This window comes from Amycolatopsis sp. NPDC006131 (assembly GCF_040614175.1).
In the GTDB taxonomy this organism is placed as follows: domain Bacteria; phylum Actinomycetota; class Actinomycetes; order Mycobacteriales; family Pseudonocardiaceae; genus Amycolatopsis_E; species Amycolatopsis_E tucumanensis.
Genome location: NZ_JBEXTX010000021.1, coordinates 1 through 19,114, shown reverse-complemented (window position 1 = coordinate 19,114; position 19,114 = coordinate 1). Strand labels below are relative to the sequence as shown.

25 protein-coding genes are annotated in these 19,114 nt (G+C 72.8%); 7 read left to right on the top strand and 18 right to left on the bottom strand.

The window, feature by feature from the left end; genetic code table 11:
• Nucleotides 1–37: 37 nt before the first annotated feature.
• From ABZ215_RS14040 to ABZ215_RS14025, 4 genes are all read right to left on the bottom strand, one after another.
• On the bottom strand, nucleotides 38–1,411 hold the full coding sequence (locus ABZ215_RS14040) for an SPFH domain-containing protein (RefSeq protein WP_354709093.1): 1,374 nt from the start codon (nucleotides 1,409–1,411) through the stop codon (nucleotides 38–40).
• 28 nt (nucleotides 1,412–1,439) lie between these two features.
• Nucleotides 1,440–1,871 carry an NfeD family protein gene (locus tag ABZ215_RS14035; protein WP_017982381.1) on the bottom strand — a complete coding sequence of 144 codons (432 nt, stop codon included), beginning with the start codon at nucleotides 1,869–1,871 and terminating at the stop codon, nucleotides 1,440–1,442.
• Between the two features lie 75 nt (nucleotides 1,872–1,946).
• Nucleotides 1,947–2,756, bottom strand: a complete 810-nt coding sequence (locus tag ABZ215_RS14030; protein WP_354949781.1) for a DUF3097 domain-containing protein — start codon at nucleotides 2,754–2,756, stop codon at nucleotides 1,947–1,949.
• Nucleotides 2,737–4,200: a DHA2 family efflux MFS transporter permease subunit gene (locus ABZ215_RS14025; RefSeq protein WP_354949780.1), complete on the bottom strand. Its 1,464-nt coding sequence runs from the start codon at nucleotides 4,198–4,200 to the stop codon at nucleotides 2,737–2,739. Before ABZ215_RS14025 ends, ABZ215_RS14030 begins: the two co-directional genes overlap by 20 nt.
• 199 nt (nucleotides 4,201–4,399) lie before the next feature.
• On the opposite strand from ABZ215_RS14025, the gene ABZ215_RS14020 reads away from it, so the two are divergent.
• The 3 genes from ABZ215_RS14020 to ABZ215_RS14010 all read left to right on the top strand — a co-directional run bounded on the left by ABZ215_RS14020 (nucleotide 4,400) and on the right by ABZ215_RS14010 (nucleotide 6,565).
• Nucleotides 4,400–4,780, top strand: a complete 381-nt coding sequence (locus ABZ215_RS14020; protein WP_020417924.1) for a helix-turn-helix domain-containing protein — start codon at nucleotides 4,400–4,402, stop codon at nucleotides 4,778–4,780.
• A 79-nt stretch (nucleotides 4,781–4,859) separates the two neighbouring features.
• Nucleotides 4,860–5,696 carry a helix-turn-helix domain-containing protein gene (locus ABZ215_RS14015; protein ID WP_354949779.1) on the top strand — a complete coding sequence of 279 codons (837 nt, stop codon included), beginning with the start codon at nucleotides 4,860–4,862 and terminating at the stop codon, nucleotides 5,694–5,696.
• Between the two features lie 149 nt (nucleotides 5,697–5,845).
• Complete coding sequence (locus tag ABZ215_RS14010) at nucleotides 5,846–6,565, top strand: SGNH/GDSL hydrolase family protein (protein WP_354949778.1); 720 nt, start codon at nucleotides 5,846–5,848, stop codon at nucleotides 6,563–6,565.
• Between the two features lie 20 nt (nucleotides 6,566–6,585).
• Here the strand turns inward: ABZ215_RS14010 and ABZ215_RS14005 are convergent, their stop codons facing one another.
• The 11 genes from ABZ215_RS14005 to ABZ215_RS13955 form a co-directional block, all read right to left on the bottom strand.
• Nucleotides 6,586–7,158, bottom strand: coding sequence for an alkaline shock response membrane anchor protein AmaP (locus ABZ215_RS14005; RefSeq protein ID WP_354949777.1), 573 nt, complete (start codon nucleotides 7,156–7,158; stop codon nucleotides 6,586–6,588).
• The gene (locus ABZ215_RS14000) at nucleotides 7,155–7,685 is read right to left on the bottom strand and encodes a DUF6286 domain-containing protein (RefSeq protein ID WP_354949776.1); all 531 of its coding nucleotides are present in this window, start codon (nucleotides 7,683–7,685) and stop codon (nucleotides 7,155–7,157) included. Before ABZ215_RS14000 ends, ABZ215_RS14005 begins: the two co-directional genes overlap by 4 nt.
• A complete protein-coding gene (locus ABZ215_RS13995; RefSeq protein ID WP_354949775.1) occupies nucleotides 7,682–8,053 on the bottom strand; it encodes an Asp23/Gls24 family envelope stress response protein in 372 nt (123 codons plus the stop codon). Before ABZ215_RS13995 ends, ABZ215_RS14000 begins: the two co-directional genes overlap by 4 nt.
• 4 nt (nucleotides 8,054–8,057) lie before the next feature.
• A complete protein-coding gene (locus tag ABZ215_RS13990) occupies nucleotides 8,058–8,234 on the bottom strand; it encodes a hypothetical protein (RefSeq protein ID WP_354949774.1) in 177 nt (58 codons plus the stop codon).
• A gap of 1 nt (nucleotide 8,235) precedes the next feature.
• Nucleotides 8,236–8,688, bottom strand: a complete 453-nt coding sequence (locus ABZ215_RS13985; protein WP_354709080.1) for an Asp23/Gls24 family envelope stress response protein — start codon at nucleotides 8,686–8,688, stop codon at nucleotides 8,236–8,238.
• A gap of 58 nt (nucleotides 8,689–8,746) precedes the next feature.
• Nucleotides 8,747–9,043: a hypothetical protein gene (locus ABZ215_RS13980; RefSeq protein ID WP_020417932.1), complete on the bottom strand. Its 297-nt coding sequence runs from the start codon at nucleotides 9,041–9,043 to the stop codon at nucleotides 8,747–8,749.
• Nucleotides 9,040–9,393: an Asp23/Gls24 family envelope stress response protein gene (locus ABZ215_RS13975; protein WP_354709079.1), complete on the bottom strand. Its 354-nt coding sequence runs from the start codon at nucleotides 9,391–9,393 to the stop codon at nucleotides 9,040–9,042. Before ABZ215_RS13975 ends, ABZ215_RS13980 begins: the two co-directional genes overlap by 4 nt.
• Before the next feature lie 11 nt (nucleotides 9,394–9,404).
• Entirely contained in the window at nucleotides 9,405–9,956 is a 552-nt protein-coding gene (locus tag ABZ215_RS13970) for an Asp23/Gls24 family envelope stress response protein (protein WP_354949773.1), read from the bottom strand.
• On the bottom strand, nucleotides 9,947–10,510 hold the full coding sequence (locus tag ABZ215_RS13965; protein ID WP_020417935.1) for a sigma-70 family RNA polymerase sigma factor: 564 nt from the start codon (nucleotides 10,508–10,510) through the stop codon (nucleotides 9,947–9,949). Before ABZ215_RS13965 ends, ABZ215_RS13970 begins: the two co-directional genes overlap by 10 nt.
• 189 nt (nucleotides 10,511–10,699) lie before the next feature.
• On the bottom strand, nucleotides 10,700–11,503 hold the full coding sequence (locus ABZ215_RS13960; protein ID WP_354949772.1) for an SCO1664 family protein: 804 nt from the start codon (nucleotides 11,501–11,503) through the stop codon (nucleotides 10,700–10,702).
• A 2-nt stretch (nucleotides 11,504–11,505) separates the two neighbouring features.
• Complete coding sequence (locus ABZ215_RS13955; protein ID WP_020417938.1) at nucleotides 11,506–12,084, bottom strand: DUF3090 domain-containing protein; 579 nt, start codon at nucleotides 12,082–12,084, stop codon at nucleotides 11,506–11,508.
• A gap of 76 nt (nucleotides 12,085–12,160) precedes the next feature.
• On the opposite strand from ABZ215_RS13955, the gene ABZ215_RS13950 reads away from it, so the two are divergent.
• The 4 genes from ABZ215_RS13950 to ABZ215_RS13935 are packed head-to-tail and all read left to right on the top strand — an operon-like array spanning nucleotide 12,161 to nucleotide 15,734.
• Nucleotides 12,161–14,083 (top strand): prolyl oligopeptidase family serine peptidase, encoded by a 1,923-nt coding sequence (locus tag ABZ215_RS13950; protein WP_354949771.1) that lies wholly within the window; start codon nucleotides 12,161–12,163, stop codon nucleotides 14,081–14,083.
• A complete protein-coding gene (locus ABZ215_RS13945) occupies nucleotides 14,080–14,937 on the top strand; it encodes an LD-carboxypeptidase (RefSeq protein WP_354949770.1) in 858 nt (285 codons plus the stop codon). Before ABZ215_RS13950 ends, ABZ215_RS13945 begins: the two co-directional genes overlap by 4 nt.
• The gene (locus ABZ215_RS13940; RefSeq protein ID WP_354949769.1) at nucleotides 14,927–15,343 is read left to right on the top strand and encodes a TIGR03668 family PPOX class F420-dependent oxidoreductase; all 417 of its coding nucleotides are present in this window, start codon (nucleotides 14,927–14,929) and stop codon (nucleotides 15,341–15,343) included. The genes ABZ215_RS13945 and ABZ215_RS13940 overlap by 11 nt, the downstream gene beginning before the upstream one ends.
• Nucleotides 15,344–15,371: 28 nt before the next feature.
• The gene (locus tag ABZ215_RS13935) at nucleotides 15,372–15,734 is read left to right on the top strand and encodes a hypothetical protein (RefSeq protein ID WP_354949768.1); all 363 of its coding nucleotides are present in this window, start codon (nucleotides 15,372–15,374) and stop codon (nucleotides 15,732–15,734) included.
• On the opposite strand, the gene ABZ215_RS13930 is transcribed toward ABZ215_RS13935, so the two are convergent.
• The 3 genes from ABZ215_RS13930 to ABZ215_RS13920 all read right to left on the bottom strand — a co-directional run.
• Nucleotides 15,731–16,483: an IS481 family transposase gene (locus ABZ215_RS13930; protein ID WP_354949767.1), complete on the bottom strand. Its 753-nt coding sequence runs from the start codon at nucleotides 16,481–16,483 to the stop codon at nucleotides 15,731–15,733. The two genes, ABZ215_RS13935 and ABZ215_RS13930, sit on opposite strands and share 4 nt — an antisense overlap.
• A 205-nt stretch (nucleotides 16,484–16,688) precedes the next feature.
• Nucleotides 16,689–18,242 carry a polyprenol phosphomannose-dependent alpha 1,6 mannosyltransferase MptB gene (gene mptB, locus ABZ215_RS13925; protein ID WP_237334853.1) on the bottom strand — a complete coding sequence of 518 codons (1,554 nt, stop codon included), beginning with the start codon at nucleotides 18,240–18,242 and terminating at the stop codon, nucleotides 16,689–16,691.
• Nucleotides 18,243–18,316: 74 nt separating this feature from the next.
• Nucleotides 18,317–19,114, bottom strand: a 798-nt coding sequence (locus tag ABZ215_RS13920) for an ABC transporter ATP-binding protein (RefSeq protein ID WP_354949766.1), incomplete at its 5' end; no start/stop codon positions are given.

The following is a 19,114-nucleotide window of genomic DNA, read 5'->3' as shown; positions in this document are numbered from 1 at the left end:
GGGGCCGCACCGGATTCCGGTGCGGCCCCGAGTGGGACTACTGCTGCGGCGGCGCGGGTGGCGGCTGCTGCGGCGGGTACTGCGGCCGCGGCGGGTTGCCGTAGTGCTGGCCCGGGCTGCGCGTCGGCAGCTGGCCCTGCTGTCCGCCCGCCGTGGGGAACTGCGGTTGCGGCGTGGTCGGCGGCGAGATCGGCTCCGGCGCCACCGGGGGCTCCATGGCGGGCGCCTCCTGCGCCTCCTCGGTCACCGGGTTGCCGCGCAGCGCGCTGGTCGCCTGCGGGGCCGGCGGCTGCGGCTGGTGCGACAGCGGGCCGGGCACCTCCTGCCGCGCCACCGCCTCGGCCTCGCGCACCGCCTCGGCGATCCGCGGGTCGGTGGAGGTGTCGAACCAGCTGGCGACCTCTTCGTCGTCCAGTGTCGGCGGCTCGGCGCCATCCGTCTCGGCCGGCTCGTACCGGAACACGCCGTCGGCGTCCTGCTTGGCGAACGCGCGGGCGAACTGCTGCAGCGCGTTGCCGTAGTCGCTGGGCACCAGCCACACCTTGTTCGCGTCGCCCTGCGCCATCTGCGGCAGCGTCTGCAGGTACTGGTAGGCCAGCACCTCCGGCGTCGGCTTGCCCGCCTTCACCGCGGCGAACACCTTCTCGATCGCCTTGGCCTGGCCCTGCGCCTGCAGGTAGCGGGCCGCGCGCTCACCCTGCGCCCGCAGGATCCGCGACTGCCGCTCCGCCTCGGCCGCCATGATGGTGGCCTGCTTGGCGCCCTCCGCGGCGAGGATCTGCGACTGCTTCTGCCCCTCCGCCGTCTTGATCTGCGCTTCCCGCTGACCTTCGGCGTTGAGGATCATCGCGCGCTTCTCCCGGTCGGCGCGCATCTGCTTCTCCATCGAGTCCTGGATGGACGGCGGCGGGTCGATCGCCTTGAGCTCGACCCGCGCCACGCGGATGCCCCACCGGCCGGTGGCGTCGTCGAGCACGCCGCGCAGCTGGTTGTTGATCTGGTCGCGGGAGGTCAGCGCCTGCTCCAGCGTCATGCCGCCGACCACGTTGCGCAGCGTCGTGGTGGTCAGCTGCTCGACACCGACGATGTAGTTGGAGATCTCGTACACCGCGGCGCGCGCGTCGGTCACCTGGAAGTAGACGACCGTGTCGATGGACACCGTCAGGTTGTCCTCGGTGATCACCGGCTGCGGCGGGAACGACACGACCTGCTCGCGCAGGTCGATGCGGGCCCGCACCTTGTCCAGGAACGGCACCAGGAAGTTCAGGCCGGGCGAGGCGACCGACTTGAATCTGCCCAGCCGCTCGATCACCGCGGCCTGGGCCTGCGGGACCACCATGATCGCCTTCGCGATCGTCACGATCACGAACAGGGCGATGACCGCGACAACAATGATCGCTGCGGTTCCCAAGATCGCTCTCCCGATATGCAGGTTGTGGTTACGGCTCGGGCGCCACCACGGCCGTGGCGCCCGCTATCTCTACCACGGTCACGGTCGTGCCGGGTTCGATTCGCTGACCGTCGGCGATGGACCGTGCGGACCACACGTCGCCGGCCAGCTTGACACGCCCGGAGTGGCCGTCCACAACGGACACGACCACGGCCCTGGCGCCGATCAGGGCCTCGGTGTTGGTGCGGTGACCCGTCCCGGTGAGGAACCGGCGCTTGAGCGCGGGCCGGGCCAGGAAGATCAGCGCGCCGGACGCGATCGCGAACACGACCGCGTCGACGACGATGTTGCCGGTGATCAGCGCCGCGCCGGCCCCGAACAACGCGCCGAGGCCGAGCATCAGCAGGAAGAAGTCGCCGGACAGCACTTCGGCGGCCATCAGGACGATGGCGACGATCAGCCAGACGAGCGCCGGTGTCATGCGCCCATCGTGGCAGAAGGTGACCGCTCGCGACCAGCGGACAACCCGAAGTGATCTCCGCGTGACCTGCCGGATTCAGCCTTCCGGGTCGGTCACGAAGTCGATCAGCCGCTCGACGGCGCCGATCAGGGGCGTCTCCAGGTCGCGGAAGCTGCTCACCGCGGCCAGCACCCGCTGCCAGCCCTCGTAGGTCTCGCCCCAGCCCAGCGCCCCGCACACGCCCTCCTTCCACGGCGTGCCGCGCGGCACCACCGGCCATTCCCGGATGCCGACCGCGGACGGTTTCACCGCCTGCCACACGTCGACGTAGGGGTGGCCGGTGACCAGCACGTGCTCGTCGCGGATCGCGTCCACCAGGCGGGATTCCTTGCTGCCCGGCACCAGGTGGTCGACCAGGACGCCCAGCCGCCTGCCGGGGCCGGTGCCGAACTCCTCGATCGCCTCGGCCAGCACGTCCACACCCTCCAGCGGCTCCACGACGACGCCCTCGACGCGCAGGTCGTGCCCCCACACGCGTTCCACCAGTTCGGCGTCGTGCTTGCCCTCGACCCAGATGCGCGAGTCGCGCGCGGTGCGGGCCCGCAGCCCCTGCACCTCCACCGACCCGGACGCCGAACGCGCCGAAGCCGGTGACGGCGGGGCGGCCTTCGGCCGCACCAGCGTCACCGGCTTGCCTTCGAGCAGGAACCCGGCGGGCTCCAGCGGGAAGACGCGGTGGCGGCCGTGGCGGTCCTCCAGCACGACGTTGCCGTGCTCGAACCGGACCACCGCGCCGCAGAAACCGCTTCCCGGTTCCTCGACCACCAGCCCGCGCTCCGCCACGACCTCGGGGATCTTGCGTCTGCGCGGGCCGGCGAGGATGTCGTCATAGCTGTGGGAGCGCACGATCCGGGACGGTAGCGCCGGGTTCACCCGTTCGTCGCGCCGCCACGCCGGGGCGCAGCATCACCGCGGCCACGGCCAGCGCGGCGGCCACGAGACCGGTGCCCACCCAGAAGGCGAGGTGGTAGCCGGAGGTGAGCGCCTCCTCGGTCCGCACCCCGGTCAGCGACTCGGTGCGGGTCGCGGCGAGCACCGCCAGCACCGACAGCCCCAGCGCGCCCGCCACCTGCTGCGTGGTGTTGAACAGCCCGGAGGCCAGACCGGTGTCCTCGGCGGCGGCGTCCCGCATGCCCAGTCCCATCAGCGCGGGCATGGCCAGGCCGAACCCGATGCCCATCGCGACCGTCGGCCCGAGCACGTCGGTCGCGTAGCCGCCGTCGGCGGGCACCCGGGCCAGCCAGGCCAGCCCGCCGCCGATCACCAGCAGCCCGGCCAGCAGCACCTTGTAGTCGCCGAAGCGGGTGGACAGCCGCGGCGAGAAGACCAGCGACACGACCGCGATCGTCGCGGCGATCGGCACCATCGCCAGCCCGGTCGCCTGGGCGCTCAGCCCCAGCACCTGCCGCAGGTAGAGCACGACGAGGAACTGGAACCCGAACATCGCCGACACCAGCAGCGCCATCGTCAGGTTCGCCCCGGTCAGGCCCCGCGAGGCGAAGATGCGCAGCGGCAGCAGCGGGTCGCGGGTCCGGGCCTGGCGCACGCCGAACGCGGCCAGCAGCACCAGCGACACGGCGCCGAAGCCGATCGTGTGGGCCGACGCCCAGCCGTGGGACTCGACCTCGACGATGGTGTAGACGCCGAGCATCAGCGCGGCGGTCACCAGCACCGCGCCCAGCCAGTCGGCCCCGGCACGCAGCCCGAGGCCGCGGTCGTTCTCCAGCACCCGCAGCGCGACCGCGCCGGCGACCAGGCCGATCGGCAGGTTGATCAGGAAGATCCAGTGCCAGCTCAGCGCCTGGGTCAGCACACCACCGGCGATGCTGCCGATCGAACCGCCCGCGGCCTGCACGAAGCTGAACGTGCCCAGCGCCTTCGCGCGTTCGGCCGGCTCCGGGAACAGCCGGACGACCATGCCGAGCGCGACCGCGGTCGACGCGGCGCCACCGGCGCCCTGCAGGAACCGCGCGGCCATCAGGGTTTCCGGGTTCCAGGCGAACCCGGCGAGCAGCGACGCCAGCGTGAACACGGCCATCCCGGCGAGGAAGACGCGGCGGCGGCCGGCCAGGTCACCGAGGCGCCCGGCGAGCAGCAGCAGCCCGCCGAAGGGGATCAGGTAGGCGTTGACGACCCAGGACAGGTTCGACGGCGTGAAGCCGAGGTCGTCGCGGATCGCGGGCAGGGCGACGTTCACGATCGTCTGGTCGAGCACGATCATGAGCGTCTGCGCGGACAGCACGGCGAGCGCGAGCCACCGCGAGCGGGCTGCCGGCTGATCGAGGGACATGGCCTTGACCTCCAAAGGGGCACGATTTGTAACTGGGGCAATGATGTGAGCCCGTAACCGTGCCGGGAAGAAGGCAGTTCCCTGTGCCAGAGGCACATCGATGTACCACTCCTGGTCCCGCCGGCGGCCCTGTGAGGCAGGTCACGATCCGCTTGGGGAACGGGTGGTAACTGAGGGGCGGACGTGGAACCATCCAGGTATGGCTGCTGACACCGCTTCCCCGGTCACCGAGGCTTGCCCCATCGTCGAGGTGCTCGATCACGTCGCCGGCAAGTGGGCGATCGGCATCCTGGTCACCGCCGCGCACGGCCCGGTCCGCTTCACCGAGCTGGAGCGCGAGGTGGAGGGCATCAGCCGGCGCATGCTGACGCTGACGCTGCGCAAACTGGAGCGCGACGGCCTGCTGGTGCGGACCGTGTACCCGACAGTGCCGCCGCGGGTGGAGTACACGCTCACCGACATGGCGCGCGAGCTGCACCAGACGCTGGTCGGGCTGACCTCGTGGGCGGAGAAGTACCGGGGCGAGATCGCCGCGGCCCGCCGCGCCTACGACGAGCAGCAGACCCCGGCGCCCGTCTAGGGACCGCGAGCCTCCTCGCGTGAGCCACGGCAGCCGGGGATGGTGATCTTCCAAGGCTGGGGGCTCGTACACTGCCGAAATGGAGGACCGCGCGGCCACCGGGATCCGCGCACGTCCGGCGCCCGCCCTGCGCGAGTACGTCGACTCTTATGTCGGCTTCGACCTCCGCGGGCTCCCGACGGGCGTGCACTGCGGCCCGCCCGGTCGCGCGCTCACTGCGGTGATCAGCCTGTCAGATCCCTTGGAGGTGGCGGCGGGCGTTGACGACGGGTCGCCGGTCACCCGATTCGACAGCGTGGCCAGTGGTCTGATGTGCCGCTCCGTCGCGATTCACCACGACGGACGTCAGCAAGGCGTTCAGGTGTCGCTGACCCCGCTCGGGGCCAGGGCCATCTACGGCATGCCCGCCGCCGAGCTCGCCCACCGGCTGGTCCCCCTTGACGAGCTTCTCGGAGCGCTTGGGGTCGAGCTGGTCGACCGGCTCCGGTCGGCGACCACATGGGCGGCGCGGTTCACCGCGCTGGACGATTTGCTCCTCCGGGCCGTCGGCCGTGGCGCCTGCGCCGACCAGGTGCGCTGGGCGCGCCCCGAGGTGGCCGAGGCGTGGCGCCGCCTCGTCGCCGCGCGGGGTTGCGTCCAGGTCGGGGCGGTCGCGGCGGAACTCGGCTGGAGCCGCCGGTACCTCAGCGAGCGGTTTCGCGGAGAGGTGGGCCTGTCGCCGAAGACCTTCGCCCGGGTCCTGCGCTTCGAGCACGCGCACGAACTGGCGGCGGAGCAGAACCCGCTCTCCTGGGCCGAGGTGACAACCGTCTCGGGCTTCGCCGACCAGGCCCACCTCGTTCGTGACTGGCGCGAGTTCACGGGCCGATCGCCGACGGCCTGGCGCCGCAGCGAAGTCCTCCTCGGAGCCGGGTAGCCCCAGCCCACCGGCTTCTGTTCTCTTTTCTTCAAGACTGCCCGAAAGCTGTCGTGGACGATCGTCGGCATGAGACCCGTCAACCACGAACGCAAGGCCGTGGACCAGGTCCACGGAGGCGTCGGCACGCCCAGCCCGGAGGAAGCGCCGTGACGACCCGCATCGCCTGCCTCGGCGACAGCCTCACCCGCGCGCAGTTCAGCGTCGACTACCTGGATCTTCTCGGACGACGTCACGCTCCCGGTGACGTGCAGCTCGCCCGTTTCGGCGTCAACGGCGACTTCGCCCACAACCTCCTGCAGCGCCTCGATGCCGTCGTCAGGAACCCACCCGATGTGATCACCGTGCTGATCGGGACCAACGACGCCCGCGCGAGCCTTCCCGGCTACCCCGTCGAGCAGGCCATGAAGCGCAAACGGCTCCCCGATCGCCCGTCGGCGGGCTGGTTCCGACAGTGCCTGGGAGCCGTCGTCGCACGGCTGCGGGCGGAGACCGACGCGACGATCGGTCTGCTGTCGATACCGGTACTCGGCCAGCAACTCGACGGAGCAGCGGCACAGGCGTCCCTGGCGTACACCCGGATGATCGCCGAGGTCGCCGCCACCAACGAGGTGGCCTACCTTCCGCTCCACGAACGCCAGGTCGAGGAACTGAGCCAAGCGGACCCGCCGCCGATTCCGTACCGGGAGGTGACGCCCGCGGCGGCTGTCGGCGTCCTCGTCCAGCGCGCGGTGCTGCGCCGCAGCCTCGACGCGATCTCGCGGCGGCGAGGTCTCGTGCTCACGACCGACCACATCCACCAGAACAGCCGCGGCGCCGCCCTCATCGCCGAGGTCATCGACGCCGGTCTGCTGACGGCGAGCGCATAGGCGGTTCCGTCACGCGCCGTCTAGATCACCCGGACGGCGGCTTCCGCGGCGATGCGGAACTCGATCACCGCCGGCAGTTCCGCCAGGTCGAGCGCCTGCTTCAGCCGGGCCACGCCGTCGGCGGCGATGTGCTCCCGCAGCGCGCTCAGGTCCGTGCCGGGTTCGGCGGTCACCGTCACCAGCAGCGTCGGCCGGTCCTGCGGGCCGGACAGCGTCGCGTCCGCCGAGCGCACCTGCGGGTAGGCTGCGATCTCCGACTCGAACGGCGCGACGGCCGCGTCCGCGGACAGTTTCGTCACCCCGTGCGCGGGATCGTCTTCCAGCCGCCAGGTTCGCGTCTTCGGCCGTCGCATCGCCTGCGCGGCCAGCCACCGCAGGAACAGCAGGCCCAGCGCGACGGCCGCCACCACGGTCACGTACAGCACCCAGGTCGGCGGCCGGTCGTCGCCGGGCACCAGGGGCTGGGAGCGGTCGAGCAGGCGCAGCCAGCCGAGTGAGGTGGCCAGCGCGAACCCGCCCGCGCCGAGCAGGGCGAGCCCGATCACCGCGAGCAGCGTCCGGTTGAGCCGGGCGGGACGGTTCAGGCTGGTCATGGCGTGCTCCTCACGTGCACCTTCACCCGCGGCCGCCGCGCGGGGCCGATGCGGTCCAGCTGGTCTTCGACCGCTCGCCGCACCTGGCTCGCCACGTCGTCGTCGGCCAGCCGGCTGCCGCGCACCCTCGCGGTCACACTGCGCCGCCGCAGCCGCACCTTCGCCGACTCCACCCCGTCGGCGGACTCGGCCGCCGACCGCAGGCTGCCGGTGATGCTGCGACGGCTCGCCCCGGCCTTGACCGGCGCACTGCTTCCCCCCGACAGGGGCAGTACGAGCGCGCGGCCGGGCAGCACCGCCGCCAGCAGCACCACCAGGCCCAGCGCGGCGAGCACCCCGCCGCCGATCGCCACGGGAAGCGCTTCCCAGCGCGTGGCGTGCAGCCGGGCCGCGACGGCGTCGTAGTCCAGCACCGGCCGCTCGCCCAGCAGGAGCTGCACCGCGCTGGTCGCCACCAGCGCGCACGCGATCACCCCGGCCAGCGCCACCACCGAGGCCAGCAGGCTGCGCCGGGACCGGCGGATCATGACAGGCTCCTCTCCCGCGACCGGTCGCTGTGCAGCGCGGTCACCGTGATGTCCACCCGCTCCACGACCAGCCCGGTCAGCTCGCCCACCTCCCGGACCAGCCGTTCCCGCGTCGCCCGCGTGGTGCGGGCGACCGGCGCCGGGTACCCGACCGACAGCTCCACGGCGAGGGTGACCCGGCCGTCCCGCACGCGGGCGGTGACGTTGGCTGGCTGCTCCGGATCACCGCTGCCCACGGCGACGCCGAGCACCCGGCGGGCCGCGCCGCCGACCCCGTCCAGCCCGGTGATCACCTGTTCCGCGATGCGCTGCACCGCCCGGTCGGCCACGACCGTGGCGCCGCGCCGCTCCGGCGCTTCGACGGTCACCGGCTCACCTCCGCTCGCGGTCGGTGAACTGGGACAGGTCGAGCTTGCCGTCGAGCACCCGGCCGACCAGCAGGCCCAGCGCGCCCAGCACGGCGACGACCAGGAACGCGCCGAACCCGCCGAACGCGGCGGCCAGGCCGAGGACGAGCCCGGTCACCAGACCGGCGATCGTGGCGCTCACGTCACTGCACCCGCGCCGGCGCGCCGCCCTGCGGCTCGTCGTCGCCGGGCAGGTGCACGTCGTTGACGGTGATGTTGACCTCGACGACCTCCAGCCCGGTCATCTGCTCGATCGCGCCGATCGCGTTGGCCCGCACCGCCTGCGCCAGGTCGGCGATGGACACCCCGTACTCGACCACGATCTGCAGGTCCACCGCGGCCTGCTTCTCCCCGACCTCCACCGACACGCCCTGGCCGACGCTGCCGCTGGCGCCCGGGATCCGCTCGCGCAGCGCGTTGAACGCCCGCGCCGCGCCGCCGCCCAGGTCGTACACGCCCGGGATCTCCCGCGCCGCCAGCCCGGCGATCTTCTGCACCACCGTGCTCGCGATCGTGGTGGTGCCCTGGCTGGTCACCAGCGAGCTCGTCGCCGGCTTGCTCACCGCGGCGGCCTTCTCCTCGGTTCCGGTGCTCATCTTCTCTCCCCTTTCCGGTTGGTGTTCCCACTTCTTCGACACCGCAGGCGCGCGAACCTCACGCGCCGAACGCGGATCCGTCCACATCGGTCACCACGAGCCGGATGACCGCCTCCGTGTAAGCGCTTCCCACCAGCGCCTTCGCGACCGCGTCCCCCGCCAGCCGCAGCCGTGGCGGCAGCGGCAGCGCCGTGGCGACCAGGCGCACGCGCACGACCTCGGGTGTCAGGTCGACCGCCAGCGCGGCCGGGTTCCACGACGCCACCGGCCGCACCGCGGGCGCGGCCGGGCGCAGCCCGTCCACTTCGGACAAAGCGGTCAGGATCGCCTCGACGTGCTCGGCGCGGGCGGTCATCGGACGACGTCCAGCACGGTCACCGACACCCGGCCGGGTTCGACGCCGGTGTCCCGGACCAGCCGGGCGCGCACCTCGCGCTGCACCGCCCTGGCGACGGCGGCGGCCTGCGCGCCGGCGCGGGTGGCGATGCCCACCCACACCTCCACGTCGTCCCCCGCGCGCCGCACGCCGACACCGTCCGCGGGCGCCGGCGTGAGCCCCTTGACCTGCTGCCACCGGGACCGGCCCCAGCCGCGCACCAGCCCGGCCACCCCCGGTTCGAGCCGGGCCACACCCGGCACCGCCCTGGCGGCGTGCGCGGCCACCGACGCCACCACGGCGTCCTCGACGTGCCACTCCACGTGCACCGGTTCCCCCCTCAGCGGTCGTAGAGGTCGTCGACCGTCAGGTCCAGCCGCACCAACCGGACCCCGATCGCGGACGAGCATGCGGCGGTGAGGCGGTCCCGCAGGCGCGCCAGCACCTCGGCGAGGTCGTCGCGGTAGGCGGCGGCCACCGACAGTTCGGCCTCGATCAGGGTCTGCCCGTCCTCGATCCCGCCGGCGATCACCCGGCAGCGGCGGGCGCGGATGCCGTCCGTCTCGTCGGCGGTGAACCGCAGCACGGCCGCGACCGCCTGCTCGCTCACCTCGAGCGTGCCGGGCTCCGGCGCGGACAGCGGCACCATGCCCCGGTGGCGGCGCACGTCGGCGCGCACCGCGGCCATGATCCTGCCGGTCAGGTCCAGCGAGGGCTGGGTCTCGTCGGCCGCCAGCTCGCGGGTCGCGTCACGCAGCGCGAGGAGGCTGCCGCGGGCGGTCGCGCAGTGCGGGCAGGTCAGGTCGTGCTCGGTGACCGCGTCGAGGCGGTCCCACACGTCCTCCAGCGCCCGGCCGCACGGCAGGTCGTGGGTGGTCTGGTCTAGCGCCATGGCCGCATCACCTCCGCCAGTTGCGCGCGGGCCCGCGCGATGCGCCCGCGGACCGCGGTGGGCGAGGCCGACACGGCCTCCGCGATCTCCTCGTAGGACCGGCCGTGCACCTCGCGCAGCAGCCAGCAGGCCCGCTGCTCCGGGGTCAGCCCGGCCAGCGCCGTGGTCAGGGCGGCCATCTGAGCGCTCACCTCCGCGGCGCGCTCGGGCCGGGCGTCGCCGCGCGGGGTTTCGGTGTCGTCCGGGTCGACGTCGGTGACCGGGCGGCGGGCGCGGATCACGTTGAGGCAGCGGTTCGTGGTCGACCGGTACAGCCAGCCGACGAAGGCGCCGTCGTCCTGGAGCTGCTCCAGGCGGCGCCACACGGTCAGGAACACCTCCTGCACCACGTCCTCGGCGTCGCCGGCGGCGGCGAGCATGCGCAGCGCGAGCCGGTACATCGGGCCCTGGTAGCGGCGCACCAGCTGTTCGTAGGCGCGCACGTCCCCGTCCCGCGCCCGCGCGACCAGCGTCGCGTCGTCCAGGACCTCGCCGAGGCCGGTCCCGGCCGTCACGGCATCCCGCCCATGCGCAGCCTCCCCGTGTTCGCACCCGATTCACTAGGCCAGACACGGGGCACGGCGAAAGCTCACGCCCCGTTCCGTCACGAGTTCGGGTGAGCGGGGCCACCGGATTGGTGGATCAGCGCTTGAGGGGATGTTCCTCATCGCGCGGCGGGCGCACGTCGGCGCCCACCTCAGGGATCAGAACAGCGGCCAGGGGATGGCGCGCCAGTCGTCGCCGGGTTCGGGGAACACGCCCGTCGCCACGAGCATCTCCGCGCGTTCGGCGATGGCGCTGATCTCCAGCTTCGTCAGGTGCGGCGCGAGCTGCTCACCCAGGTCGCCGCGGATCTTCTCCGGCAGCGCGCGCAGCTTCTCCAGCGTCTCGGCGGGCAGCGGGTCACCCACCCAGCCCCACAGCACCGTGCGCAGCTTCGGCTCGGCGTGCAGGCAGATGCCGTGGTCGACGCCGTACACCGTGCCGTCCGTGCCGACCAGCACGTGCCCGCCCTTGCGGTCGGTGTTGTTGGCGATGATGTCCAGCACCGCCAGGTCCCGCATCCCGGGGTGGTCGGCGTGCGCGAGCACCGCGGGCTCACCGGCCCGGTCGTGGGCGTGCAGCACGATGCGCCAGTCGTCCGGCACGTCCTTCGGGGACCGGACGTCGATCAGCTCCTCGTCGCCGGTCTCCACCCACAGCTGCACCATGCCCTCGCCGAACGGGCCGTCCCGCAGCACTGTCGGCGGCACCCGGCCCAGGCCGGCGGCCTCGGACAGCAGGGCGGTGGCGACCTCGCGGCCGGCGAGCGTGCCGTCCGGGAAGTCCCACAGCGGCCGCTCGCCGGACACCGGCTTGTACACCGCCTGCGCGGCGAGCCCGTCCAGCTCGACCGAGCAGAACAGCGTGACGTTGGAGGCGTCGACCAGGCGGCCTTCCACGGTCAGGCGGCCGCGCGTGAGCAACTCCCTGGCGTGCGGATCGGCTGGACCGACCGGTGGGGCCACGTCTAGCTCTCGTCGGCCAGGTCGGTGTTGCGCCGGTAGCCGTTCTGCCGCGGGCAGATGTGGCCCTCCGGGTCCAGCGGCTCGCCGCACAGCGGGCACGGCTTCCGCCCGGCGCGCACGACCCGGTCGGCGCGCTCGGCGAACGCCCGCGCCGCGGCGGGGCTGAGGAACACGCGCACCGCGTCCGGGCCCTCCTCGGTGTCGTCGAGCACGACGGTCTCGTCGACCTCGCCCTCGGTCATCGCGAGCAGCTCGATCACGACCGCGCTGGTCTCCGCGTCCCAGCCCAGGCCCATCGTGCCGACCCGGAACTCCTCCTCGACCGGGACCTCGAGCGGGTCCACGTCGACGAGGTCGTCGGGCACGGTCTCGGGCACCTCGGCGCCGAACCGCGCGACGATCTCCTCCAGCAGCGACGACAGGCGCTCGGCGAGCACCTGCACCTGCTGCTTCTCGATCGTCACGCTCACCGTGCGGACGTCCTCGGTGGCCTGCAGGTAGAAAGTGCGGTCGCCCGGTTCCCCGACGGTCCCTGCGACGAACCGGTCGGGCTGGCGGAAGACGTGGATTACACGAGCCATGGCACCCCCGACCCTATGCCACCGTTTCATGATCGGCATCCGCCGCCCCCGCTTGCATCTTAGTTAGAGTGCGGCGGTGGCTGAAACCGCGCCGTACGGCACCTGGACCTCCCCCATCTCCGCCGCCGACGTCGCCGCCGCGGGCGGTGGCGCGCAGTGGCTCGACGTCGTCGGCGACGCCGTCTGGTGGGCCGAGTCCCGGCCGGCCGAAGGCGGCAGGCTGACGCTCGTCCGCGCTGGTCAGGACGGTGCGGAGGAGATGCTGCCGCCGCCGTGGAACGCCCGGAACCGGGTGCACGAGTACGGCGGACGGCCGTGGCTGGTGATCGGCCGGACCCTGTTCTTCACCCACTGGGACGACCAGCGGGTGTACGCGCGCGACCTGGACAGCGGCGAGGTGGTTCCGGTCACACCGGAGCCGCACGTGCCGCAGGGCGTCCGGTACGGCGACCTCCGGCCCGGTCCGGACGGCGCGGTGTGGGCGGTGCGCGAGACGAGCACCGGGCCGCGCCGCACCGACATCCGGCGCGACCTGGTGTCGATCACCGGCGGTGAAGTGGTGCCGCTGGCGGCGACCCACCACTTCCTGACCGCGCCGCAACTGTCGCCCGACGGCCGCCACGCGGTGTGGCTGGGCTGGGAGCACCCGGACATGCCGTGGGACTCCACCGAGCTGTGCGTGGCCGAGGTGCGGCTCGGCGGGTTCGGCCCGCACCGGGTGCTCGCCGGCGGGCCCGGGGTGTCGGTCTGCCAGGTGGAGTGGGCCGGGGACGGCACGCTGCTGGCGCTGATGGACCCGGACGGCTGGTGGAACCTGCACCGGATCGGGCTCGACGGGACGGCCACGGCGCTCGTACCGGGAGAGCGGGAGCTGGGCGGGCCGCTGTGGAAGATCGGGTCGAACTGGTTCGTGCCGCTGGGCGGCGGCAGGCACGCCGTGCTCGACTCCGGCCGCCTGGCCGTGCTCGACGAGCACAGCGGAACGGTCACGCCGGTCGCGGAGCACCTGACGAGCTGGGCGGCGACCCTGGCGCGGCACGGCACCGGGGTCGCGGGCATCGCCGCCGGACCTCGCCACGAGAGCGCCGTCGTGCACGTCGACCTCGGCAGCGGCGCGGTGACCGAGCTGACCCCGCCCGCGCACCCGCTGCCGCCGCCCGAGTACCTGCCGGTGCCGCGGGAGCGGGTGTTCCCCGGTCCGGACGGCGTGCCGATCCCGGCCTACGTCTACCCGCCGACCAATCCCGGCTTCACCGGACCCGAGGGCGAGCGCCCGCCCTACCTGGTGCACGTCCACGGCGGCCCCACCGGGCGCGTGTCCGGCGACCTCGACCTGGACTTCGCCTACTTCACCAGCCGCGGCATCGGGATCGTCGCGGTCAACTACGGCGGCTCGGTCGGCTACGGGCGCGCCTACCGGGAACGGCTGCGGGAACAGTGGGGCGTGGTCGACGTGCGGGACTGCGCCGCCGTCGCCGAAGCGCTCGCGGCCGAGGGCACCGCCGACCCGGCGCGGCTGGCGATCCGCGGCGGCAGCGCGGGCGGCTACACCTCGGCGGCGTCCATGACGAGCGTGACCACCTACCGCGCGGCGACGATCAAGTACCCGATCCTGGACCTGGCCGAGTGGACCGGCGACGGCGGCGAGACCCACGACTTCGAGTCCCAGTACGTGGTCGGGCTCGTCGGGCCGCTGCCGGAGACGCGCGAGCGCTACGTGGAGCGGTCGCCGTTGCGGCACGCCGGACGGCTGGCCGGGCCGGTGCTGCTCCTGCAGGGGCTCGACGACCAGATCTGCCCGCCCGAGCAGGCCGACCGGTTCGTCGCCGCGTTGTCCGGCAGCGGCATCCCGCACGCCTACCTGACCTTCGAGGGCGAGCAGCACGGGTTCCGGCGCGCCGAGACCATGATCGCCGCGCTGGAGGCCGAGCTGTCGTTCTACGGGCAGGTGTTCGGCTTCGCCACGCCCGGGGTGCCGAAGCTGGAGCTGCGCTCGTGAAGACCGTCGCCCTCGTCGCGACCGCCGGGCCGGTCGCCCCCGAACGGCTGGAGCGGGCGCTGACCGTGCTCGGCTCGTGGGGGCTGCGCGTGCGCAATCTCGTCAAGCCGGGTTCGCGCCACGCCTCCTACCTGGCCGACACCGACGCGGCTCGGGCGGAGCTGTTCACCGAGGCGTGGCTGGACCCGGAGGTGGATGCGGTGCTCGCTGCGCGCGGCGGTTACGGCACGCAGCGGATGCTGGACCTGCTCGATTGGCCTGTGCTGCGCGGTGCTGGGGCGAAGGTGTTCGCGGGTTCGAGCGATGTGACGGCGCTGCACGCGGCGATCCACCAGCACCTGGGCCTGCCCACGCTGTTCTCACCGATGCCGGCCGGTGACTACTGGGACGACGCCGGCGGTGCGGGGTTGCGCCGCGCGTTGTTCGAGCCGGGACCGGTGACGCTGCCCGGCACCGAGGCGCTGGTCCCGGGCGCCGCCCGGGGCCGGTTAACCGGCGGGAACCTGAGCCTGCTCGCCTCCAGCGTCGGCACGCCCGAGCAGGGCGGCGCGCGGGACGCGCTCGTGGTGCTGGAGGACGTGACAGAGCCGGTCTACCGGCTGGACCGGATGCTCACGCAGCTGCTGCGCTCCGGCTGGTTCGACGGCGTGGCCGGGATCGTGCTGGGCACGTGGACCCAGTGCGGCGACCCCGGGCAGGTGCGCGCGCTGATGCTGGACCGGCTGGCGCCGCTGGGGGTGCCGGTGCTCGCCGGGGTGCCGTTCGGGCACGTCGAGGGGTCGCTGACGGTGCCGCTCGGGGTCGAGGCGGTGCTGGAGACGGATGCGCTGCGGGTGGTGACGGGTGCGGCTTGATCCGGCGGAGGCGCGGGCGCGGTTCGTGGCGGCCAGGGTGGCGCGGCTGGCGACCGTGTCGGCGGAGGGACAGCCGCACCTGGTGCCGGTGACGTTCGCGGTGTCCGGGGACGAGATCGTGTTCGCGGTCGACCACAAGCCGAAGTCGACGCACGCGCTGCGGCGGCTGGCGAACATCGCGGCAAACCCGGCGGTGGCCTTCCTGGCCGACGCCTACGACGAGGACTGGACCCGGTTGTGGTGGGCGCGGGCGGACGGCACGGCGACGGTCGAGGAGCCCGGGCCGGTGCCGCTGCTGGTGGCGAAGTACCCGCAGTACGCGGAGCGGCCGCCGGAGGGCCCGGTGGTGCGCACCCGCGTGATCCGCTGGAGCGGTTGGGCAGGAACCGGCCAAACCGGCCGCTGAGCGGTGGCGTGATCTCTACGATCGGCGCATGAGAACCCTGCGCGCGGCGGCGATGGTCCCGGTGTTCGTGCTGGCGGCGGCCTGCTCCGGCGAGCCTGAGGAGCCGCACACCATCGTCTACGAGGTCACCGGCACCGGGCAGATCGCGTGGATCGAGTACAAGACCGACGGCCGGAACTCGGTGCGGGACGAGAGCATCACCCCGCCGTGGACGAAGTCGTTCACGCTGCCCGCCGAGGGGACGCAGCAGCTCCAGCTGCTGATCCAGCCTGCGGGCGAGCACGAACTGTCCGCCTCGATCGAGGTCGACGGGCAGCCACTGACGAGCAGCGCCAGCGCCGGCTCCGACGGCGGCGGAACGATGTCGCTGACCGGCGAACTGGGCGGCTAGTTGTAGTGCCCAGTGAGGTTGTTGACGCGGGTGATGGGTGGTTGGCCGTTGAGGGCGGTGTGGGCTCGGTGGTGGTTGTAGTGGTGGAGGAAGTCGGGTAGGGCGGCGGTGCGCTCGTGTGAGTTGGTGAAGGTTGGGCGTAGGCCCATTCTTCGGCGAGGGTGCGGTTTGAAGCGTTCGGCTTTGCCGTTGGTTTGGGGGCGGTAGGCGCGGGTGAAGCGCTGGTGGGCGCGGATGTCGGTGACCGCGGTGCGGAAGGCGTGCGAGCGGCGGTAGGCCAGGGCGTTGTCGGTCATGATTGGTTCGACGGCGGGGATGCCGTGGGCGGCGAACACGGCGGCGGCGCGACGGAGGAAGTCGGCGCAGGTGGCGGCGGTTTCGTCGGGGTGGATCTCGAGGTAGGCCAGCCGGGAGTGATCGTCGATGGCGCGGTGCACGAACTCAAACCCCACTCGGGGCGCGCGACGGGCGGCCTTGTGCTGATCACTGCCGCGACCGTGCGCCCACCAGCCGCCGCCCTCGCGCAGCCGTCCGAGTTTCTTCACATCGACATGGACCAGCTCGCCCGGCCGGTCCTGCTCGTAATGGCGAATCGGCTCGCCGGTGGGACGGTCCAGCCGGGCCAACTTCGGCATTCGATAACGGGCCAGGATGCGGTGCACGGTCGAGGCCGGCACGTCCAGGACGCCGGCGATCCTGGCGGGGCCGAGCCGGCGGTCCTGCCGCACCTGCAGGACCTCGCGCTCCACCTCCGCAGACGTTCAGGTCGGTGAGGTGTGCGGGCGACCTTGGCCGGTCGGCCAGCCCGGCCTGGCCTTCCTCCCGGAACCGGCGCATCCACTTGTGCCCGTTTGTGCGGGAAGGCGTCAAGCACCTTCACGCCACACGGAGGTCTTCGCCTTGATCAACCCGACGCGTCGACCACACCGTCAACAACGTCCATGACCCCAACAGCTAGTCCTTCGCGACGAAGTCCGGCACCTCAGGCTGGCGCCGCCACGCGCCGACCAGGCCGAGGGGGTCCGGGCGCAGCAGCGAAGCCGCCGCGTAGACCGACAGCGCCAGGACCACCACGACGAACCACCAGTCGTAGAGGGCCTGCTCGCCCGTCGGGTAGTAGGCGAGCACCAGGAACGACGCCACGGCGACCACGATGGCCAGGTGCCTGCGCCGCCACGGGAACGCCGACGCGATCACGAAGCCCCAGGTCAGGTACCACGGCAGGGTCGGCGGGGCGAGGATCGCGGTGGCCAGCAGCGTCATGGCCATCCGGAAGATCGCCTCGTTGCCGCCGTTGCGCGCCTTCCACCACTGCCGCACGCCGAACGCGGCCAGCGTCAGCATCGCCAGTGCGCGGGCCACCGTCACGAACGGCGACTCCGGCACGGTGATCACCAGGTTCACCAGCGTGTGCGCCAGCTGCCCGAGCCCGGTCGGGAAGTTCAGCCAGTTCGTCACCAGCGTCGGCGCCTGCAGGCCGGTCACCCAGCCCAGGTTGAACGAGCCGAGCGACACCCAGGTGCCGACCACGAACACGACCCCGAACAGGCCGACCGAGATCGCGCCTGCCTGGAAGAAGTTGCGGACCCGGCTCGGGTGGGGCAGGTGGTTGGCCCACACCCACACCAGGAACGGCAGCGCGACCGCCGCGGTCGGCTTGATCAGCATGCCGATCGTGACCAGCACGATCGCGACCGCGTGCTTGCGTTCCAGCGCGGCGAGCACGCCGATGGTCAGGAAGCCCAGCATCAGCAGGTCGTTGTGCGGACCGCCGACGAGGTGGATGACGGTCATCGGGCTGGCGACCGCGAGCCACACGGTGATCGGGAGCTTGCCGCCGAGGTGGCGCACCAGCCGCGGCAGCGCCCACAGCATCATCGCCAGGCCGATCAGCAGCACCAGGCGCGTCACGATGACGCCGGCGATCACGTTGTCGCCGGTCAGGGCGACGACACCCTTGGCGATCAGCAGGAACAGCGGGCCGTAGGGCGCCGGGGTGGTCTGCCAGACCGGGTGCACGTTCTGCACCACGTCGCGCAGCACCTCGAGCTCGGCCGGGCCGTGCGCGTACGGGTCGAGCCCGTGCAGCAGCTGGGCGCCCTGGCCGAGGTAGGAGAACACGTCGCGGGTGAACAGCGGTGGCGAGACCAGCAGCGGCGCCATCCAGCACGCCGCGGCGACGAGGATCGGCCTGCTGCCGATGCGCCCGGCGAGCATGTAGCGGCCCAGCCGGACCCACGCCCACACCACGAGCGCGAACCCGCCGTAGAGCACCGCGTTGGCGAGCATCTGCCCGTGCCCGTAGCGGACCCAGGACAGCGGGCCGTGCCCGAGGACCGGGTCGCGGATCAGGATGCCACCGGCCCCGAGCGCGCCGATGAGGAGCAGGAGACTGCCGAGGGTGCCCATCGCGATCGTGCGGTACGGGAACCGCGAGGGCACGCGCACGCGCGCGGCCGGGTGCGCCTGCGCGGGCGCCCCGGGAGCGGGGTCAGTGGTGGTCGCCATTTCGTCCACGGAGATTACACACCGTTCCCGTGCCGGTTCGCGCCGGGAACGTCATTTCCTTGACTTGCGGGCATTCAGGACGGTAGTGAAGCTCGCGTCGTTCCTCCCGGAAGCGCCGCGAGCAGGGAGCGCGTGTACTCGTGCTCCGGGTCGAGCAGGACTTCCTCGACGGTGCCGACCTCGACGAGTTCGCCGCGGTACATCACGGCCACCCGGTCGGCGATGTTCCACGCCAAGCCGAGGTCGTGGGTGATGACCAGGCCGGCCAGCCCGAGTTCGCGGCGCAGCCGCAGCAGCAGCCCGAGGATCTCGCCGCGCACCGAGGCGTCCAGCGACGCGACGGGCTCGTCGGCGACGAGCACCCCAGGCTGCAGGGCGAGCGCGCCGGCGATGACCACGCGCTGCCGTTGCCCGCCGGAGAGCTCGTGCGGCAGCCGGTGCAGGAAGTGCTCGGCCGGGCGCAGTTCCGCGGCCTCCAGCGCCTCGGTGACGATCTGCCGCTCGTCGCCGGGCATCCGGTGGATGCGGGGCCCCTCGGCGACGGCCTCGTAGACGGTGTGCCGCGGGTTGAGCGCGCTGGCCGGGTCCTGCAGCACGAGCTGGACGTGCCGCCGGTAGGCCTTGAGCGCCGCGCCCGACGAGGGCACCGGCTGCCCGTCGTAGCGGACCACGCCGGAGGTCGGTTTCTGCAGGCCGAGCAGTGTGCGGGCGAGGGTGGTCTTGCCGGAGCCGGACTGGCCGACGAGCGCGACGATCTCGTTGCGCCGCACCTGCAGGTCCACGCCGGCGACGGCGTCGATGCGGGCGCCGCGCCGCCGGCCGACCTGGTGCTGTTCCTCGAACACGTGCCGCACGACCTGCACGGCTGGATG

Coding starts and splice junctions, on each gene's coding strand:
- ABZ215_RS14025 (WP_354949780.1), bottom strand. CDS start 4,200: ATGTCCCTCGATCAGCCGGCAGCCCGCTCGCGGTGGCTCGCGCTCGCC.
- ABZ215_RS13980 (WP_020417932.1), bottom strand. CDS start 9,043: ATGACCGCCCGCGCCGAGCACGTCGAGGCGATCCTGACCGCTTTGTCC.
- ABZ215_RS13955 (WP_020417938.1), bottom strand. CDS start 12,084: ATGGCTCGTGTAATCCACGTCTTCCGCCAGCCCGACCGGTTCGTCGCA.
- ABZ215_RS13935 (WP_354949768.1), top strand. CDS start 15,372: ATGAGAACCCTGCGCGCGGCGGCGATGGTCCCGGTGTTCGTGCTGGCG.
- ABZ215_RS13970 (WP_354949773.1), bottom strand. CDS start 9,956: ATGGCGCTAGACCAGACCACCCACGACCTGCCGTGCGGCCGGGCGCTG.
- ABZ215_RS14015 (WP_354949779.1), top strand. CDS start 4,860: ATGGAGGACCGCGCGGCCACCGGGATCCGCGCACGTCCGGCGCCCGCC.
- ABZ215_RS14020 (WP_020417924.1), top strand. CDS start 4,400: ATGGCTGCTGACACCGCTTCCCCGGTCACCGAGGCTTGCCCCATCGTC.
- ABZ215_RS14000 (WP_354949776.1), bottom strand. CDS start 7,685: ATGATCCGCCGGTCCCGGCGCAGCCTGCTGGCCTCGGTGGTGGCGCTG.
- ABZ215_RS14005 (WP_354949777.1), bottom strand. CDS start 7,158: ATGACCAGCCTGAACCGTCCCGCCCGGCTCAACCGGACGCTGCTCGCG.
- mptB (WP_237334853.1), bottom strand. CDS start 18,242: ATGGCGACCACCACTGACCCCGCTCCCGGGGCGCCCGCGCAGGCGCAC.
- ABZ215_RS14035 (WP_017982381.1), bottom strand. CDS start 1,871: ATGACACCGGCGCTCGTCTGGCTGATCGTCGCCATCGTCCTGATGGCC.
- ABZ215_RS13985 (WP_354709080.1), bottom strand. CDS start 8,688: ATGAGCACCGGAACCGAGGAGAAGGCCGCCGCGGTGAGCAAGCCGGCG.